Below are 20,601 nucleotides of genomic sequence, written 5' to 3'. Positions count from 1 at the left end.
AAGGTGACGGCTTTATCTCTGGCGGCATTCTTGTCGGCGTATTTTCCTGTGACGGTATCAAGTTCGATGCCCGTGCCCTCGCCCGTGACAAAGCCGTTGAGATTGTAGTTCGTCCCCTTCGTGAGCGACTGCGCGACGTTTGCCGTGCCGTCATACGTCTTGTCAAAGCGTGCGCCGCCCGTGAGCGCGAGATTCAGCTCCTTCGGCGTTATCCTGCCCTCACCCTGCGCTGCTGTGGCGGCGAGACTGTAATTCCCTGCATCCGAACCTCCGAGTGAGACACCCGTGTAGTCAATGGTTCTTGCCGCAGCGACATTATGGTCATTGTACGTCGCACCTGCAGCGGCTGCCGTTACATTATCCCCCGCGACGGCATTGTTCAGTGCCGCACTGAACTTCGATGCGTCTGCGGCTCTCGTACCGTCGTAGGTCTTACTCTGCGACGCGACTGTGCCAAGGGTCAGCTCACGCGCCGTGATCGTGCCCGCTCCCTGCGCCGTCGTCGCGGCAAGACTGTAATTCCCCGCATCCGCACCTGAGAGGGCGACACCTGTGTAGCCAATGGTGCTTGCCGCCGCGACATTCTTGCTGTTGTACGCCGCACCCGTGGCGGTCGCCGCCACGCTGTCGCCCGCGATGGCATTGGTGAGTGCCGCGTGGAACTTCCCTGCGTCTGCCGCAGTCGTGCCGTCGTAGATCTTTGTCTGTGCTGTGACTGTACCAAGGGTCAATGCACGCTTCGTGATTGTGCCTTTGCCCTGCGCGGTGTCGGCGATACTGTAGTTCCCCGCGCCTGTACCTGTGAGCGCAACTCCCGTGTAGCTGACTTTATTTGCCCCGGCGACGTTCTTGTCGTTGTACGTCGCGCCCGCAGCGGTCGCCGTCACGCTGCTTTCCTCGCCTGTGACGAGATTATTCAGCGTCGCTTGGAACTTCGACGTGTCTGCGGAGGTATTGCCGTCGTAGATCTTGCTCTGCGCCGCGACGGTGCCAACGGTCAGCTCGCGCTGCGAGATCGTGCCAGATCCCTGTGCCGTGGTCGCGGCGAGCGTGTAGTTCCCCGCGCCCGTGCCTGTGAGCTGAACACCCGTATAGTTGACGGTATTTGCCGCAGCGACGTTCTTGTCGTTGTACGCCGCACCCGTGGCGGTCGCCTTCACGCTGTTCTCCTCGCCCGCGACGACATTTCCGAGCGCCGCATGGAACTTCGATCCGTCTGCCAATGTATTTCCGTCGTAGGTCTTCGTCTGCGCCGCGACTGTGCCGAGGGTCAGCGCACGGCGAGAGATTGTGCCCGCCCCCTGCACGGTGGTCGCGGCGAGCGTGTAGTTCCCCGCGCCCGTACCACTGAGTGCAAGCGCGTAGTTGACTTTATTTGCCGTCGCAACATCCTTGCTGTTGTACGCCGCGCCCGTGGCGGTCGCCGTGACAAGGCTCTCCTCGCCGCTCACGACGTTATTCAGCGCCGCGTGGAACTGCGCGGTGTCTGCGTCGCGCGTGCCGTCGTAGGTCTTGCTCTGCGCCGCGACGCCGCTCATGGTCAGCACGCGCTGCGTAATGGTCGCGCCGCCGATGAGGTCATAGCCGAACTGGTCACTGTAGGCATCGTATGTGCCGACATCCTTCCCCGTATGGACGAGGGTGATGTGCGGGTCCGTTGTCGCAAAGACATTGCCGTCATAGACTTTCGCAAGGCGCTTCGTGCCCTTCATCAGTCCTGTGAGCAGCGGCATGGTCTTGCCGTCGTAGATGCGCCACGGCGTGCCCTTGCCGCCCTCGGTCGCAACGACGGCGTTGCCGTGCTCGTCCTTCCAGTCCGTGTATGTCGCCGCCAGTTTCATATCCGCCTCGGGAGCGACCTTGACATCCGTCGTCACGTCAGCCCCATTTTTCGATTCACCGACCGCCTGCCCTGCGCTGCCCGACTTCCATACGGCATAGCGAATGCTGCCGCCGTTCGCCTCTCCCACAATGCCGCCGACCTTCCGACGCCCTCTGACCGTCCCCGCATTCCATGCATTCTGAAGCCTGCTGTTCTCTATATATCCCGCAATGCCGCCGCTTTGAGCCACAGACCCCCTGATAGCGCCCGTGTTGCAGACATTCTGAAAAGTACTGCCTCGTTTCGCCACTCCCGCAATGCCGCCGACGGAGCTATCCCCTCTGACCGTGCCCGCATTCCATGCGTTCTGAATGCTGCCGCCCGACACCTGTCCTGCAATGCCGCCGATGGTATACGTTCCGTCGACCGTCCCGGCGTATGAGACGTTCCGAATGACAGCCCTCTCTGCATATCCTACAATACCGCCGACCATATAGTCCCCCTTCACATTGCCATCCCGGAGGGAAAGATTTTCGATGGTCGCCCACTTGACACTGCCAAACAGCCCGATCTTGATGTCATCCTGACGATTGATATACAGCCCCCGCAACGTGTGTCCCGCACCGTCCAATCGTCCCGTAAATGCGTTGCTCCCATCTCCAAGCGGCTGAAAGCCCTTGCCGCTGTTCCAATGCGTTGTCGCCGTCGCGTCGATGTCACCCGCGAGGATGTATCTGCCATCCCGTTTCGCATTGATATTCTGCAGGTCGTAGACGTCGTGCACGCGCATATAGTCATAGTCCGTATGCGCCGTGCCGCCAAGGTTCGCTACATCCCATCCGCGTGCGCTTGCAGATTTCGAGGTGTTCGGATGCGCATAGTCATAGAAGCTATGCGACACAGAACCGCCGCTCTCGTCGAAGTTCGCCGTCGCTCGATTGGCAACATCGTAGCCGATATGCGGGGTCTCGGCGCTGCGGATCTTGACGTTCGTCCCCGTGAGTGCCGTACCGTCTGTGTTCTGTATGTCATCCGTGTTGAGGACTTTGACGTTCTTGCCCTCGATGTAGAGTTTGCTCGTCTTTACCGTGCCGAGGTTCAGCACGTCGCCCATCTGTGCGGTCGCGGAGAGCGGGCTTGTGCCGTTTGCCTTGAATGCGGTCGTTGCTGCGGCAAGATCTGTGGGATTCGCCGTCGAGAGGTAGAGTGCGCCCGTATTGACCTGCGAATCCTTAGCGAAGAGAATGCCGTGCGGGTTGACGAGGTAGACGTTTCTGCCGCCCTCGATCGTGCCGTAGATGTTCGACGCACCCTCGCCCGTGACGAGGTTCAGATAGTCCTTTGTCTGCGTACCGTTATCGAAGCGTACCTTCTCGCCCGAGTCGATGGAGAAGTCCTCCCATTTGAGGATATTGTGCTCGGTCTTGCCAACGATGTCCATGACCGTGCCGCCCGTTGAAATATTCGCCTCTCCTGCGTTCGCTGCGGCGTTCGCGCCCTCGATGGGCAGAGCATACGCCGTCTGCGCGGCAAAGGGGGCGGCGACGATGCCTGCAAAGATGGCGCAGAGGATGGTGCGGCGCAGCTGCTTCTTCGATGATGTTTTCATATTGCTTCGCCCTTTCTTTTGGACAGGTTTCTTATATGTTCGGAAATGCTGGATTTCAGCGCTTCCTCGGAAAGTCTTCCGTCGCTTTCATCGGCGGCACGCACGTCAAAGGCGCATACCTCGGTTTTCCAAATCATTCTTTGCATCGAAGCGGTAGAGTCCGAGCGTCATGGCGCGGATGGGACGCAGTGTGCCGTAGAGGTAGACGGTGTCGCCGAAGCCATCGTCAAAGACGGGCTTCGCGTCCTGCACGAGTGCGGCAAGGATGCCGTTTGCGGTCGGCATGGCATTGACAGTGAACGCCGTCGCATTGCCTGTCGCCTGTCGGATGCGGTAGTTGCCGAGGACGCCGTCCGTGACGCCGCCGATGCGCCCTGTGACGCCGTAGCTGCCGGGCGTTTCGGTATTCTTCACTGTACTCTCAAACGTCAAGCCGTCCGCACCGAATACGCGCTCGTCCTCACCATCGACAAAGCCCTGCGCTTTGCCTGTGAAAGCAGGCAGCGGCTCTCCCTGCGTGACACTTGCCGCGTCGGCGGTCAGCGTGAGGTCGCGGTGCGTGATACTGCCCGCTCCCTGCGCTGTATTGGCGATGCTGTAGTTCCCCGCATCCGCACCACGGAGGTCAATGCCCGTGTAGTCGATGCGATTTGCCCCTGCGACGTTCTTGTCGTTGTAGGCTGCACCTGCGGCGGCGGCTGTGACATCGTCTCCCGCGATGGTATTACTGAGCGCCGCGCGGAACTTCGATGCGTCAGCGGCGGTCGTGCCATCGTAGATCTTCGTCTGCGCCGCGACTGTATCAACGGTCAGCGTGCGCTTCGTGATCGTGCCCGCCCCCTGCGCGGTGTCGGCGATGGTATAGTTCCCCGCGCCTGTGCCTGTGAGCTTGACGCCTGTGTAGTTGACCTTGCTTGCCTTGGCGACGTTCTTGTCGTCGTATGCCGCGCCCGCAGCGGTCGCCGTGACGCTGTTTTCTTCGCCCGCGACGACGTTATCGAGTGTTGCGCGGAACGCTGCTGCGTCTGCGGCTCTCGTGCCGTCGTAGGTCTTTGTCTGCGCCGTGACAGTGCCAACGGTCAGCGTGCGCCGCGTGATCGTGCCCTTGCCCTGCGCCGTGTTCTCGGCGAGGCTGTAGTTGCCTGCGTCCGCACCTGCGAGAGCGACGCCTGTGTAGTCGATGCGATTTGCCGCCGCGACGTTCTTATCGTTATACGTCGCACCTGTGGCGGTCGCCGTCACGCTGTCGCCTGTGACCGTGTTGTTCAGTGCCGCGCGGAATTTCGCTGTTTCTGCCGAGGTCGTGCCGTCGTAGGTCTTGCTCTGCGCCCCGACTTCGCCAAGCATCAGCGCACGCTTCGTGATCGTACCCGCACCCTGCGCGGTGTCGGCGATACTGTAGTTGCCCGCGCCCGTACCCGTGAGGGCGACGCCTGTGTAGTGGACGGTGTTTGCCCCCGCGACGTTCTTATCGTTGTACGCCGCGCCCGTGGCGGTCGCGGTCACGCTGCTTTCCTCGCCCGCGACGACATTTCCGAGCGTCGCGCGGAACTTCGATGCGTCTGCGGCTGTCTTGCCGTCGTAAATCTTGCTCTGCGCCGCGACTGTGCCGACGGTCAGCGCACGCTTCGTGATCGTGCCCGCGCCCTCTGCCGTTGTCGCGGCGAGGCTGTAGTTCGCCGCGCCTGTGCCGGTAAGCTGAACACCCGTATAGTTGACCTTGCTTGCCCCCGCGACGTTCTTGTCGTTGTACGTCGCGCCCGCAGCGGTCGCGGTGACGCTGTTCTCCTCGCCCTCGACGACATTGCCGAGCGTCGCGCGGAACTTCGACGCATCTGCGGTGGTCGTGCCGTCGTAGGTCTTGCTCTGCGCCGCGACGGTATCAACGGTCAGCGCACGCTTTGTGATCGTGCCCACGCCCTGCGCCGTGGTCGCGGCGAGCGTGTAGTTCCCGGCATCCGCACCACGGAGGGCGACGCCTGTGTAGTCGATGCGATTCGCCCCGGCGACGTTCTTGTCGTTGTACGCCGCACCCGTGGCGGTCGCCGTCACCTTGTCACCCGCGATGGCATTGTTCAGTACCGCGCCGAACTTCGATGCGTCTGCCAATGTATTTCCGTCGTAGGTCTTTGTCTGTGCCGCGACTGCGCCGAGCGTCAGCGCACGCCGCATGATCGTGCCTATGCCCGTGAGCGTGGTCTTGTTCAGCGTGTAGTTGCCCGCGCCCGTGCCCGTGAGCGTCAGCCCGTTAAACGTGACGGTTTTGTCTGCGGCGGCATTCTTGTCCGTGTATGTGCCTGTGCCCGTGACCGTGATGCCCGTGCCCTCGCTGCCGACAAAGCCGTCAAGGGTATAGTCTGTCCCCTTCGCGAGTGCCCGCGTGACGTTTGCATTGCCGTCGTAGGTCTTGTCAAAGCGCGTACTGCCCACGAGGTCGAGCGTCAGCTCTTTCGGCGTGATTGTCCCCACGCCCTGCGCCTTTTTGATGGTATAGTTCTTCGCACCCGTGCCCGTGAGCGCGAGATTTTTGAACGTCACTTCCTTATCCTTGCCTGCGTTCTTGTCCGCATACTTGCCCGTGACAGCACCCGCCAGTTCGACATCTGAGCCATCGTTGCCGACAAAGCCATCGAGACGATAGTGCTGCCCCTTCGTGAGCGTCCGCGCGGCGGTATCGCTCCCCCCGTCATAGGTCTTGTCAAAGCGCGTGCCGTTCGTAAAGCCGAGCGTCAGCTCCTTCGGCTTGACTGTGTACGCGCCGCCGGTGATGTCATACTGCTCGCTGTAGGCATGATATGTGCCGGCATCCTTCCCTGCCGCCCATGTGATACCGGGGGCGAGACCCGCAATCGTCGGAGCCGTGCCGTCGTAGACCTTCTCGCGGTTTGCAAGATGCTTCGTCTTGAGGAATGCCTTGAGCAGCGGCAAGGTCTTGCCGTCGTAGATGCGCCACGGCGCACCCTTGCCGCCCTCGGTGGCAACGTCGCTGCCCCATTCCGCGTATGTCGCCGCCTTCTTCATATCGTCCAAGCTGCGCTCTTTGACATCGCGCACTGTAGTATTTCCCTGCTCTCTGCCGATGCCCTTCCGGATCAAAGTGCCGCTCCCATCCTTTGCACTGCCCTCCTTCCATACGGCATGGCTGAGCGTGGCATCCTTCAAAAATCCCACAACGCTGCCGACGTGCGAATCCGTCTGTCCCGATCGTTGCTCCACGGTTCCCGTCTGCACGGCGTTCCGAAGGCTGCTGTATTCCTCTACCACGCCCGCAATGCCGCCGAGCATCTCATTTCCTATGACCTTGCCCGCATTCCGGACGTTCTGAACGGTGACGCTGAAAGGCGCATATCCCACAATGCCGCCGACAGCCTTGCGCCCTTCGACCGTGCCCTCATTGTAGGCGTTCTCAATCCTACTTCCTCCTTGTTCTAGCGTTCCCACAATGCCGCCGACCGCAGTACCGCTTCCATAGACCCTACCGCTGAAGGAGACGTTCCGTATGGTAGACCGTACTGCAGTTCCCACAATGCCGCCGACGCTTTCCGCTCCCGACACGGAGGCATCCTTCAGGGAGACATTCTCGACGCGCGCATACTCAATGTATCCAAACATCCCGCGCGAAACCTCCCCAAAAGTATCGTCCGGTGGATTAATGGTAAGCCCCGTGATCGTGTGCCGAGCGCCGTCAAATCGTCCCGTAAAGGCCCCCATGCTATTATCAGAACTGCCAATCGGCTGAAAGCCCTCGGTCCAGTTCTTTGTCTCGCTCGCGTCGATGTCGCCGGCGAGCATATATCTGCCGATAATCTTCTTATCCGACCCGGTAAACCCTGCATTCACCTTCTTCGCGTCCATGTGCTGCAGCTCGTAGACGTCATGCACGCGCATATAGTCATAGTCCGTATGCGCATCGGTGCCGTTCAGCTTTTTGACATCCCATCCGCGCGATTTTGCAGATGCAGCATGATGCGCGACATTCGTGCTCGCATAGTCGGAGACCGTCTTCGATGAAGTTACGCCGTTTACGGTAAAGTTCCGCATCGTGGTATTGGCGACATCGTAGCCGATATGCGGCGTTTCCTCGCTGCGGATGGTGACCGCGCTGCCCGTAAGCGGCGCATTGCCCGCCATGTTCTTCACATCATCCGTGTTGAGGACTTTGACGTTCTTGCCCTCGATGTAGAGTTTGCTCGTCTTTACCGTGCCGAGGTTCAGCACGTCGCCCATCTGCGCGGTCGCTGTGAGGGGGCTTGTGCCGTTTGTCTTGAATGCGTTCGTCGCTGTGGCAATGTCTGTGGGATTCGCCGTCGAGAGGTAGAGTGCGCCCGTATTGACCTCAGAGCCTTTGGCGAAGAGGATGCCGTGCGGGTTGACGAGATAGACGTTTTTGCCGCCCTCGATCTTGCCGTAGATGTTCGACGCGCCCTCGCCCGTGACGAGGTTCAGATAGTCCTTCGTCTTTGCGCCGTTATCGAAGCGCACCTTCTCGTCCTTTTCGATGGAGAAGTTCTCCCATTTGAGGATATTGTGCGCGGTCTTGCCCATGATGTCCATCGTCTTGTCGGCGGTAGTGATATTCGCCTCGGTCTTGTTCGTCGCGGCGTTCGCGCCCTCGATGGGCAGCGCATACGCCGTCTGCGCGGCAAAGGGCGCGGCGAGTGCGCCCGCGAAGATGGCGCAGAGGATGGTGCGGCGCAGCTGTTTGTTCGATGCTGTTTTCATATTGCTTCGTCCTTTCTTTTGGACAGGTTTCTTATATGTTCGGAAATGCTAGGGAATCACTGATAAATTCAGCCACCCATCTTCACACATCTGCGCTGTCCTCTCGTCGTCGACAAATCCTCGACGTAGCACCGCTACGCCTGTGGTTTGTCTCCTCGATAGATACAGCGCATCTGTGCAAATCTGGGCGACCTCATTTTATCAGCGCTTCCCTAGATTTCAGCGCTTCCTCGGCAAGTCTTCCATTGCTTTCATCGGCGGCACGCACGTCAAAGGCGCATACCTCGGTTTTCCAAATCCGTCTCTGCATCGAAGCGGTAGATGCCGAGCGTTGCGACGCGGATGGGACGCGCAGTGCCGAAGATGTCGACGGTCTGGCTGAAGCCGTCGTCGAATACGGGCTTTGCGCCCTGCACCAGCGAGGCGAAGAGTCCGCTCACCCCGGGCGCGACGTGGATGATGAACGCGCGTGCGTTGCCCGCCGCCTGCGTGATGCGGTAGTTGCCGAGGATGCCTCCCGACACGCCGTCAATGCTGCCTGTGACGGCGTATTTGCCGGCGGTGTCCGTATTGGCGACGGCGCTCTTGAACGTGAGACTGCCCGGGGCGAATACGCTCATGTCCTCGCCGTGGGCAAAGCCGTCCGCACGCCCCGTGAAGGCGGGCATCCGACGCCCCTGCACGGCGTGCTTCTCATCGGCGGTGAGGGTCAGTGTGCGGTGTGTGATCGCTCCCGCCCCCTCTGCGGTCGTGGCGGCGAGTGTGTAGTTCCCCGCGTCCGCACCCGTGAGCGCAACGCCTGTGTAGTCGACGCGACTTGCGCCGACGACGTTCTTGTCATTGTATGCAGCACCTGCAGCGGCGGCTGTGATGTCGTCCCCCGCGACGGCATTGTTCAGTCCCGCGCGGAACTTCGCTGTGTCTGCGGCTGTCGTGCCGTCGTAGGTCTTGGTCTGCGTCTCGACCGCGCCGAGGGTCAGCGCACGCCGCGTGATGGTTCCCGTTCCCGTGAGCGTGGTCTTGTCGAGCGCATAGTTGCCCGCGCCATCGCCTGTCAGGCGCAGTCCGTCAAAGCGCACGTTTTTGTCCGTGCCCGCGTTCTTGTCGGTGTATTTGCCTGTGGCGGAGCCTAGCTCGATGCCTGTCCCTTCCGTGCCGACAAAGCCGTCGAGGGTATAGTTCCCGCCCTTCGTGAGGGACTGCGTGACGTTCGCCGTGCCATCGTATGTCTTGTCAAAGCGTGCGCCGCCTGCAAGGGCGAGATTCAGCTGCTTCGGCGTAATCCTGCCCGCGCCCTCTGCGGTACCCGCGATGGTGTAGTTCGCCGTGCCCGTTCCCGTGAGGGCGACGCCTGTGTAGTGGACGGTGTTTGCCCGAGCGACGTTCTTGTCGTTGTACGCCGCACCCGTGGCGGTTGCGCTCACGCTGTTTTCTTCGCCAGCGACGACATTGCCGAGCGTCGCGCGGAACTTCGATGCGTCTGCCGCCGTATTGCCGTCGTAGGTTTTGGTCTGCGCCGCGACATCGTCAAGCGTCAGCATACGCCGCGTGATCGTGCCCGCGCCCTCTGCGGCTCCTGCGGCGAGTGTGTAGTTCCCCGCGTCCGCACCCGTGAGCGTCAGCCCTGTGTAGTCGATGCGATTCGCGCCGGCGACGTTCTTATCGTTGTACGCCGCACCTGTGGCGGCGGCTGTGATGTCGTCCCCCGCGACGGCATTGTTCAGTCTCGCGCGGAACTTCGCTGTGTCTGCGGCTGTCGTGCCGTCGTAGGTCTTGGTCTGCGCCTCGACTGCGCCGAGCGTCAGCGCACGCGGCGTGATGGCTCCCGTCCCCTGCGCGGTCGTGGCGATGGTATAGTTCCCCGCGCCCGTTCCCGTGAGGGCGACGCCTGTGTAGTGGACGGTGTTTGCCCGAGCGACGTTTTTGTCGTTGTACGCCGCGCCTGCGGCAGTTGCGCTCACGCTGTTTTCTTCGCCGGCGACGAAGCCGCCGAGTGTCGCGTGGAACTGCGCGGCGTCTGCCGAGGTCGTGCCGTCGTAGGTTTTGCTCTGCGCCATCACGCCGCCGAGCGTCAGCGCACGCCGCGTGATCGTGCCCGCGCCCTCTGCGGTCGTGGCGATGGTGTAGTTCCCCGCGCCCGTTCCCGTGAGGGCGACGCCCGTGTAGTGGACGGTGTTTGCCGCAGCGACATCCTTGCTGTTGTACGTCGCGCCTGCGGCGGTTGCGCTCACGCTGTTTTTTTCGCCGGCGACGACACCCGCGAGCGTCGCGCGGAACTTCGATGCGTCAGCCGCCGTATTGCCGTCGTAGGTTTTGCTCTGCGCCGCGACTGCGCCGAGCGTCAGCGCACGCCGCGTGATGGCTCCCGCCCCCTGTGCGGTCGTGGCGGCGAGTGTGTAGTTCCCCGCGTCCGTTCCCGTGAGCGTCAGCCCTGTGTAGTCGATGCGATTCGCCCGAGCGACGTTCTTATCGTTGTACGCCGCACCTGCGGCGGCGGCTGTGATGTCGTCCCCCGCGACGGCATGGTTCAGTCCTGCGCGGAACTTCGATGCATCTGCGGCTCTCGTGCCGTCGTAGGTCTTGGTCTGCGATTCGACCGCGCCGAGGGTCAACACACGCGGCGCGATGGTTCCCGTTCCCGTGAGGGTGGTCTTGTCCGTCGCATAGTTGTCCGCGCCCGCACCCGTCAGGCGCAGTCCGTCAAAGCGCACGTTTTTGCCCGCGCCTGCGTTCTTATCGGTGTATTTGCCTGTGGCGGAGCTTAGCCCGATGCCTGTCCCTTCCGTGCCGACAAAGCCGGTGAGGGTGTAGTGCGTCCCCTTCGTGAGCGTCTGCGTGACGTTCGCATTGCCGTCGTAGGTCTTGTCAAAGCGTGCGCCGCCTGCAAGGGCGAGATTCAGCTGCTTCGGCGTGATCCTGCCCGCGCCCTGCGCGGTACCCGCGATGGTGTAGTTCCCCGCGCCCGCACCGTGGAGCGTGACGCCTGTGTAGTCAATGCGATTCGCCGAAGCGACATCCTTGCTGTTGTACGCCGCGCCTGCGACGGTCGCCGATACAAGGTTTTCCTCGCCATTGACGACACCCGTGAGCCTCGCGCGGAACTTCGATGCGTCTGCGTCTGTCTTGCCGTCGTAGGTTTTGGTCTGCGCCGCGACATCGGCAAGGGTCAGCGTGCGCTTTTTGATCGTGTAGGCGCCGCCGATGAGGTCATACGTTTCGCTGTACGCATGGTATGTGCCGACGTTTTTCTCTGCATCGAAGCGGATATGGTCTGTACCGGTCAGCGCGGCGCCATCGTAGACCTTCTCAGCGTTCTTGACCCACTTCGTCCCCCGCATCAGTCCCGTGAGGAGCGGCGTCGTATGTCCCTCGTAGATGCGCCACGGCGTCCCCTTGCCGCCCTCGCCGGAGACGACGGCTTTCCCCTGATCGTCCTTCCAGTCCTGATAGGTCGCCGCCTGCTTTATCTGCTCCATGCTGCGTTTCTTGACGTACTCCGCCGTAGAATGATTCAGCAATTCGCCGACCGCACGGGCTTCCGATGGGGGGTCCGTTGGGAAGGTTTCCATCTTATCCGTGAACCCCCCCTCTCTCCATACGGCACCGCGAATCCGGCTGTTGTCCGCCGTCCCCACAATGCTGCCGACGCTCTTCGCTCTACTGCCATCCCATGCGGATGCCATTCGCTGCACGGTTCCCGTATGCAGAGCGTTCTGCACGGTACTTTCCTTTATCCATCCCGCAATGCCGCCAACCTGCGCTTTCCCTGTGACCGTCCCCTCATTGCAGACATTCTTAAGGGTAACTCGTTCCCCCGATCCTATAATGCCGCCGATCTTCTCTGACGCTTCTGCACTGACCGTCCCCTTGTTGCAGGCGTTCTCAATGGTAAAATTACTCCCCCATCCCACAATGCCGCCAATCGAATCAGCGCCAGCGAAGCACACCTTGCCGCTAAAGGAGACGTTCCGAATGATGCTCCCCGCCTCTGCATTTCCCACAAAGCCACCGAACCCAACAGTTCCCTCCACATACCCTTCCGAGATGGAAACATTTTCGATGACCGCCCCCCATGCCCGGCTGAACAGCCCGGCAGCGACCATACTTCGCTCAATGTGAAGTCCCGTGATCTTGTGCCCGACGCCGTCAAATCGTCCCTTAAAGGGATTGCTGTAGCCTTCTCCCTCGTCTACGCGTCCAACCGGCAGGAAGCCCCGGTAGTAGGTCTTACCCATGTATGTCGACGGATACCAACTGCGTGTCGCACGCGCGTCGATGTCATGCGCGAGCATGTATCTGCCGTGCCTCATGTCCACCCTCGCATCCATGTTCTGGAGTTCGTAGACGTCATGCACGAGCATATAGTCATAGCCGGAATGATCACCGCCGCCATTGAGCTTCTTCACATCCCACGCGCGCACGGATGCAGATGCGATGAGCCTCGGATTCGCATAGTCGGAAACCGTATACTGCTCATCTTTGCCATTCACGTTGATTTTGATCGTCGTTGTATTGGCGACCTTGTAGCCGATGTGCGGTGTTTGCTCGCTGTAGATCCGAACCTTCGCCTTCGTCCCTATACCGCCGATCGTACCACGAAGCGGCGTTCCATGCTCGTCCGTCACGTTATTCGTATCGAGGACGGTGACGTTTTTGCCCTCGATATAGAGGCTGTTCGCCTGCACCGTGCCGAGGTTCAGCACGTTGCCCGTCTGCGCAGACGCAGAGAGGGGGCTTGTGCCGTTTGCCTTGAATGTACTCGTCGCCGCCGCAATATCAGCGGGATTCGCCGTCGAGAGGTAGAGCGCACCCGTATTGACCTCAGATCCCTTGGCGAAGAGGATGCCGTGCGGATTGACGAGGTAGACGTTCCTGCCGCCCTGGATTTTGCCGTAGATGTTCGACGCGCCCTCGCCTGTGACGAGGTTCAGATAGTCTTTTGTCTTGGCGCCGCCGTCGAATTTTACCATCTCGTCCTTTTCGACGGAGAAGTCCTCCCACTTGAGGATGTTGTGATCGCTTTTGCCCGCGATGTTCATGGTTTTATCGGCGGTGGAAATATCCGCCGTTCCCGCATTCGCCGCTGCGTTCGTGCCCTCGACGGGCAGCGCGTAAGCCGTCTCTTCGGCAAAGGGCGCGGCGATGACGCCTGCGAAAATGGCGCAGACGACGGCGCGATAAAGCTGCTGCCTTTCTATGCGTTTCATGGCATTCTCCCTCTCTATGGAACCGATTCGAAATTATATTTTTTATACCATAATACAACGCTTATATGGCAAGCAAGCAAATTGCAAAAAGTGGTGGTATTTTATAGGAAAGAGGTCGCGAAAGCATGGGTACGGGCAGCTGTTCTAAGGCGTCTTTTATCAATGAAATCGCCCGAATTTGCGCAGAGATGTGACGGACTACGCGCAGGCGATTTGACGTAGCGGGGGCTATGTCGTATAATAGACATAGAAAAGGTGCTACCGGTAGACGGTCAGCCCCGCTCAAGAATAGTGAGAAAACCCGCCTAAACTTGCTAGGGTCAGGCGGGTTTTCTTATTTTGCCTTTAAAGCAACGACGCAAATCGTCACCATGAACATCAACGATAAATGAAGCCGCCCGCGCATTTGCGCAGGGCTGTGACGGACTACGCGCAGGCGATTTGACGCGGCGGGGGCTATGTCGTATAATAGACATAGAAAAGGTGCTACCGGTAGACGGTCAGCCCCAATCTACAGTGAGAGAGAATCCCCCGCCTAAGTTGGTCGCTCGTGGCGGGGGATTCTTATTTTGCTTTTAAAGCAACGACGCAAATCGTCACCATGAACATCAACGATAAAAAATCGTACAGTTCCATAAGCAGCGCCCCCTTTCAGGGGCTAAGAATCGACCGCCTACCGTCTTGGTAGCACCGAGTATATTATAGCATACGAAGGCAGCTTGTGGGCTGTCTTTTTTTGTTGTGGGGGATGGATAAAATGCAAAGGTTAATTGTAAAATGAATTCGGGCGACTTCATTTTATATAGCTTAGCAGCGCTTTTTTAGTAATTCCTCGATTTGCGCAAGGTGCATACGGATTTCTGCTTCCACTTCGTCGGCTTCGCGCACTTCGGAAGGTGCGTTTTCCGCCGCATCGGCTGCCTGCTTCTGCTTGACCGCTTCTGAAATGGTGCCGACGGCTTCGACCACGATGCCCACCATGACATTCAAGAGCGTAATGGCAGTAAGAAGGATGAACACCAAAAAGTATACCCATGCATAAGAGTACGTTGCCATGATCGGCCTTGCCACAGCGGTCGCCCATGATTCAAAGGTCATGACTTGGAACAGGGTGAACATGGAGCCGCCGATGTCGCCGAACAGCTCGGGGAACGTATCGCCGTACATCGTGCTGCCGAAAACCGCAAAGATATAGAATACGATGAAGAGCAGCAGAAGCGCCCACGTCATGCTGGGGATCGCCTTGAGCATGGACGATACGAGGATCTGCAGCTCGGGGAACTCCGCGAGTGCCTTGAGCAGTCGGAAGATACGGAAGGCTCGTATGACCGAAATGCTGGATGAGATGAAGATGATGGAGCTGAGGACGATGACGAAGTCGAAGATGTTCCAGCCCTCTGACCAAAAATTTCGCCGATAAACGAGCAGTTTTACAATCAACTCGACGGTGAAAATCACCAGACAGGCTTTGTCGATCGCTTCCAGAAACAAGACTTCTTCGGGGGACAGCGTCCGATCCGTCAATATGCCCAATACTGCGGCATTGAGGATGATGACAAAAGTGATGATCTTTTGCGTATGCTTCCAATGAAGCGCTTTTTCCAGTACGTTCATAATAAACTCCATTCCGCCGCTGTCGCCGACGGCACCATAGGAAGAAAAACAAAGGTGCGACATGCCTTTGTTCGGTATAGGAAGCGCGGATGTTTCAGCACAGGCGGCTGAATCGATCAACGCTTCTGCAGGCAACGACAGAAACATCCAAGGGATGCTTGCGCCATTGCCTAGTATAACACAAACCAACCGCTTTGAGAATCATCATTCCCCTCAAGATCGGCAACGCGATGATTCCTTTGCGTGGGCGCAGTCCTCTCAGTCAAATCCCTGCTCCCACGAGAAATATACAAAGATAAGAGAAAATTACCGCTTGTCACGCACTTCAAGCCGCTTTATAATTGATAATAAAATCAAATCTCTTTAGGAGGATTTCCTATGGAAAAAACAAGCCCTATGCGGCGGCTATGGCAGCTCGCCGCTGCGGAGCACAGACGGCTGCGCATGGCGATCGCACTGGCGGCTATCGGCGTACTCGCGGGGATTGTCCCCTACTGGGCGGCGGCAAAAATGATTACAGCGCTTCTCTCAGAAACGCCGGCAGCACCGCATTTCTATTTCATCCTATGCCTTGCCGCTTTCGTCGGCTACGCCCTGCGCAGCATCCTATATGCACAGGCTCTTGCGCTGTCGCACCGCGCGGCATTCGCAGTGCTGCGCGACATCCGCACGCGCATCCTCGAAAAGCTTCCCAAGCTCCCGCTCGGCGTCGTAATCCATCACGCAAGCGGCTCGATGAAGCATACGATCGTCGATCAGGTCGAAAGCATGGAGCGCACGATCGCCCATCTATGGCCGGAGTTGACAGCGAATACGTTCGGTCCCCTGTGCATCTTCGTCTATCTGCTCATCCTCGACGTACGCATGGCGCTTCTCTCGCTCGTCTCCATTCCCGTCGGTATGATCTTTATGGCGATTGTCATGCGCGACTACGAGGAAAAATATGCGGGCGCAGTACAGACGACGAACGAGATGAACGCCGCTGTCGTCGAGTACATCGGCGGTATCGAAGTCATCAAGGCATTCAACCAAGGCGCAGCTTCCTACGAAAAGTTTTCAGAAAAGGTGCTTGCAAACGCTTCCTATTATTATCGCTGGATGCTGCATTGCCAGCTGCCTATGTCCCTCGGGAAAGTCGTCTCCCCGACAATACTGATTACCGTACTGCCCGTGGGATGGCTTTTATATCAAGACGGCACGCTGCCGATGGACGTCTTTATCCAGACGATCATCCTCTCCCTCGGAATTGCAGGTCCACTGCTTGCCTCACTCAACTTCATCGACGCGCTGGCAAAAGTCGGCACGACCGTCGATGCTGTCGACGAGTTTCTCTCTGCCGAGGAGCAGCGCCATGCGGTGGAATCGCGCCCCATTGAGACGACAGACATCATCGCAGATCACGTCTCCTTCAGCTACGATGGAACGAAAAACGTCCTGAACGATATCAGCCTCATGATCCCAAGCGGAACACTGAATGCTTTCGTTGGAGAAAGCGGCAGCGGAAAATCTACGCTTGCGCGTCTCATCGCCGGATATTGGGATGTAAAAAGCGGCATGATCCGCATTGGCGGGCGCGATCTGAAAGACATCCCGCTGCCCGATCTCTATGATATGGTTTCCTTCGTCGCGCAGGATACCTATCTTTTCGACGACACGATCCGCGCGAACATCCGTCTTGGCAGGATCTCGGCGACCGATGCGGAAGTCGAGCGTGCGGCAGAGCTTTCGGGCTGCGCGGATTTCATCCGACGGCTCGCACACGGCTACGATACCGTCGTCGGCAGCGGCGGCAGCCACCTTTCGGGCGGCGAACGGCAGCGCATTGCGATTGCACGCGCCATGCTGAAGGATGCGCCCATCGTCATACTCGACGAAGCGACGGCTTACATTGACCCGGAGAATGAGGCGATCATCCAGCGTGCCGTTGCCCGGCTGATCACGGGCAAGACGGTCATCATCATCGCACACCGCCTCTCCACCATCACCGACGCAGACACGATCTTCCTCATCGCAGATGGTACAGTCTCAGCAAAGGGAACGCACGCACAGCTCCTTTCGGACTCTTCAGCATACCGCAGCATGTGGCAGGCGCATATCCGTGCAAAGGATGGTGAAGAAAATGCTTGACGCACTCCGAAAAATCTGGGCGTTTGCCGGCAGGGAACAAAGAAACCTCAATTATTCGGTTCTGCTCGGCGTGCTCTACGCCGTGTTCCACGCCCTGCAGATTGCGGCGCTCTACGTCGTCTTGAAGGGGCTTATCGAGCACGCGAATGGTACGGATACGGCGATACAGGCGCTTGCCATCCTCGCCGTCAGCATCCTCGGCAGATCCGCAGCCGAATACATTTCGCAGCTGCAGCGTGTCCATGCGGGCTACTTCATGGCAGCGAACAAGCGCATCGCCATCGGTGAGCATCTCAAGCGCGTCCCAATGGGTTATTTCAACGAAACCAGTCTCGGGCGGATCACGGGGGTCGCAACGACGGTACTCGGTGATGTAGAGGAAACGGCATCCAGGGTGCTCGTCCACACGCTGACAGGTTTTCTGAACACGCTCGTCCTCATCCCGATGCTGCTCATCTTCGATTGGCGCATCGGCGCAGTATTCATCATCGGCATCGCCGTCTATCTATGGATCACGGCGACTATGGAGACAAAGTCGCGTCTGCTCGCACCGAAACGGCAGGCGGCGCAGGCGCTGCTCGTTGAAGCCGTGCTTGAGCAGCTGCACGGTATGCACGTCATCAAGGCATTCAATCTCACAGGCAGAGGAGATGCGCGTGTGCGCCGTGCGCTTGCCGAAAGCGAACGCGCCAATCTTGCAATGGAGCGGCTCTTTACTCCCTATATAGCGGCACAGGAACTCACGCTGCGCTTTTTCAGCGTTCTGATCATCGCCGCCGCCCTCTATGCACATCTCACGGGAACAATGACGCTGCTGGACACAGTCATGTGCATCGTGTTCTCCTTCATCGCCTATAAGCAGATCGAGTCCGCAGGCAGCGCGCTTGCCCTGCTTCGCGCCGTATGCGCCTCCATCGACGAGGCGAACGAAACGGACGCCATACCGCAGCTCGATGCGGACGGCAAAGATATTGCGCCCGCACATCATGACATCACATTTGACCATGTATCCTTTTCTTACGGCGAAAAGCCTCTCCTCTGCGACATCTCTGCAAAGATTCCCGCGCGTAGTCTGACGGCGATTATCGGACCGAGCGGCTCCGGCAAGACGACGCTGTGCCATCTCATCGCACGTTTCTGGGATGTCGATGCGGGCGCCATCTCCATCGGCGGTCACAATATCAAAGAATATACGCTTGAATCTCTAATGGCGCAGATCAGCATTGTCTTTCAGCGCGTCAACCTCTTTTGCGACACGATCGAGAACAACATCCGCTTCGGACGCCCGCAGGCGACCCGCGCAGAGGTCATTGAAGCAGCAAAAAAGGCAGCGTGCCATGATTTCATCATGCAGCTGCCGGACGGCTACGAAACAGTGGTCGGCGAGGGCGGCGCGAATCTTTCGGGCGGCGAAAAACAGCGCATCTCCATCGCCCGCGCCATCCTCAAGGACGCGCCCATCATCATATTCGACGAAGCGACGGCAAATGTCGATCCGGAGAACGAGGATCGGCTGCAGCAGGCAATCGAAGCGCTGACGCAGAACAAGACCGTCATCATGATTGCCCATCGACTGAACACCGTTCGAAATGCCGCACAAATTCTCGTCGTCGCAGACGGCAGGATCGTTCAGCGCGGAACACACGAAGAGCTGATTGCCGCGCACGGCATCTACGCCGACTTTATCGCAGCACGCAAAGCTGCCGTCGGCTGGAAATTATCGTCTTCAACAGATCCGCACAAAAGCAGATGACAGCAAACAGAAAAACATTCTCTCGCCCTGACACGAGAGGATGTTTTTCTATGCATACATTCCTTTGTATTTCATGAAGTCTTCGTCATGGCAGCGCCTACGCTTCGTTTTGATCGGCAGGTACGGCGTGAAGCAGCAGATCGGGATTGTTGTCCGTGATCCAGCCGAGCGCCCATTCGTTGCTCACGAGCAGCACGGGATTGCCCCGACGGTCGCGCACAAACATGCCGCGGTCTGCGCCGCGCAAGGATGCAGGCGTGATCTCGCGCCCATCGGCAAATGTCATCCAACGCGCGACCTCGTATGGCTGCATCTGCAAGACGATATCAACATTGTACTCGTTCTTCAGGCGGTATTCGAGCACCTCGAACTGCAGCGTGCCGACCGTGCCGACGATGTAGGCGTCCGCGCCCGCGCCCTCCTGCACAAAGAGCTGGATCGCCCCCTCCTGCGTGAGCTGCTCGACGCCCTTGACGAACTGTTTGCGCTTCATCGTGTCTTTCGCCGAGACGCGCGCAAACTTCTCGGGCGGAAACACGGGGAAATCCTCGTACTTGAACTTGTGCGAGGCGTCCGTCAGCGTATCGCCGATCGAGAAGATGCCGGGATCGAAAAGCCCCACGATGTCGCCCGGAAACGCCTCGTCGATGATCTGCCGATCCTGCGCGAGAAACTGCTGCGGCTGCGCGAGCTTGATGAGCTTGCCGCTCTTTTCGTGCCAGACGCTCATGTTGCGCTCGAACGCGCCCGATACGATGCGGATGAAGGCGAGACGGTCGCGATGCGCGGGATTCATGTTCGCCTGGATCTTGAACACGAAAGCCGAGAAGCGCTCGTCCGTCGGCTCGATGACGCCGTCGGACGAAATGCGCGGCGCAGGCGCGGGCGCGAGGCGCAGATACTCCTCCAGAAAATTCTTGACGCCGAAATTCGTCATGGCAGACCCGAAGAACGTCGGCGTCAATTCGCCGCGATCGACCTTCCCGCGGTCGAAGTCCTCGCCCGCCGCATCGAGAAGCTCGATATCGTCGGCGAGCGTCCGGCGCTCCTCGTCCGTCAACTGTGCCATGAAAGCCTCGTCATCGATCGAGCCGCAGACGGAGACGCGCTCCGTCTGCCCGTGGCTAGCGTCGGCGGCAAAAAGCTCGACCTCACGCTTCGCGCGGTCGTAGACGCCCTTGTAATTGCCGTCCGTGCCGACGGGCCAATTCATCGGATAAGAGCGAATGCCCAGCACATCTTCCAGCTCCGCCATGAGGTCGAGCGGCGCCTTGCCGAAGCGGTCGAGCTTGTTGACGAAGGTGAAGATCGGAATATGGCGCTCGCGGCAGACCTTGAAGAGCTTCTTCGTCTGCGCCTCGACGCCCTTCGCCACATCGAGAATCATGACGGCGCTGTCTACCGCCATCAGCGTGCGGTACGTATCCTCACTGAAATCCTGATGTCCGGGCGTATCGAGGATGTTGATGCGGCAGCCCTCGTAGTCGAACTGCAGCACGCTCGACGTGACGGAGATGCCGCGCTGCTTCTCGATCTCCATCCAATCGGACACGGCATGGCGCTGCGTCTTGCGCGACTTGATCGAGCCTGCGAGGTGAATCGCTCCGCCGTAGAGCAAGAGCTTCTCCGTCAGCGTCGTCTTTCCCGCATCCGGATGCGAAATGATGGCGAACGTGCGCCTCTTCTCTATTTCCTTCTTCAATTCTTCCTGCGACAAAATACATCCTCCCACACCGTTATATTTGAA

The 20,601-nt window shown here is 59.1% G+C and carries 8 protein-coding genes; 3 read left to right on the top strand and 5 right to left on the bottom strand.

The window, feature by feature from the left end:
- From ACO5Z0_RS06465 to ACO5Z0_RS06450, 4 genes are all read right to left on the bottom strand, one after another.
- Nucleotides 1–3,431, bottom strand: a 3,431-nt coding sequence (locus ACO5Z0_RS06465) for a YDG domain-containing protein (RefSeq protein ID WP_485649623.1), incomplete at its 3' end; no start/stop codon positions are given.
- A gap of 105 nt (nucleotides 3,432–3,536) precedes the next feature.
- Complete coding sequence (locus ACO5Z0_RS06460; protein WP_485649622.1) at nucleotides 3,537–8,153, bottom strand: YDG domain-containing protein; 4,617 nt, start codon at nucleotides 8,151–8,153, stop codon at nucleotides 3,537–3,539.
- A gap of 269 nt (nucleotides 8,154–8,422) precedes the next feature.
- Nucleotides 8,423–13,360, bottom strand: coding sequence for a YDG domain-containing protein (locus ACO5Z0_RS06455; RefSeq protein ID WP_485649621.1), 4,938 nt, complete (start codon nucleotides 13,358–13,360; stop codon nucleotides 8,423–8,425).
- Nucleotides 13,361–14,167: 807 nt separating this feature from the next.
- Complete coding sequence (locus tag ACO5Z0_RS06450; RefSeq protein ID WP_485649620.1) at nucleotides 14,168–14,974, bottom strand: ion transporter; 807 nt, start codon at nucleotides 14,972–14,974, stop codon at nucleotides 14,168–14,170.
- Between the two features lie 61 nt (nucleotides 14,975–15,035).
- Between ACO5Z0_RS06450 and ACO5Z0_RS06445 the strand changes: the two genes are divergently transcribed.
- From ACO5Z0_RS06445 to ACO5Z0_RS06435, 3 genes are read left to right on the top strand one after another with little or no spacing between them, the layout of a single operon-like run.
- Nucleotides 15,036–15,341, top strand: coding sequence for a hypothetical protein (locus tag ACO5Z0_RS06445; RefSeq protein WP_485649619.1), 306 nt, complete (start codon nucleotides 15,036–15,038; stop codon nucleotides 15,339–15,341).
- 11 nt (nucleotides 15,342–15,352) lie between these two features.
- Nucleotides 15,353–17,101 (top strand): ABC transporter ATP-binding protein, encoded by a 1,749-nt coding sequence (locus tag ACO5Z0_RS06440; RefSeq protein ID WP_485649618.1) that lies wholly within the window; start codon nucleotides 15,353–15,355, stop codon nucleotides 17,099–17,101.
- Nucleotides 17,082–18,854 carry an ABC transporter ATP-binding protein gene (locus ACO5Z0_RS06435; RefSeq protein WP_485649617.1) on the top strand — a complete coding sequence of 591 codons (1,773 nt, stop codon included), beginning with the start codon at nucleotides 17,082–17,084 and terminating at the stop codon, nucleotides 18,852–18,854. The genes ACO5Z0_RS06440 and ACO5Z0_RS06435 overlap by 20 nt, the downstream gene beginning before the upstream one ends.
- Before the next feature lie 97 nt (nucleotides 18,855–18,951).
- On the opposite strand, the gene ACO5Z0_RS06430 is transcribed toward ACO5Z0_RS06435, so the two are convergent.
- Nucleotides 18,952–20,571: a peptide chain release factor 3 gene (locus ACO5Z0_RS06430; RefSeq protein ID WP_442676659.1), complete on the bottom strand. Its 1,620-nt coding sequence runs from the start codon at nucleotides 20,569–20,571 to the stop codon at nucleotides 18,952–18,954.
- Between the last annotated feature and the right edge of the window lie 30 nt (nucleotides 20,572–20,601).

This window comes from Selenomonas sp., assembly GCF_057272215.1.
Note: the sequence above shows the minus strand (reverse complement) of the source record. Positions and strands in the feature narration are given on the sequence as shown.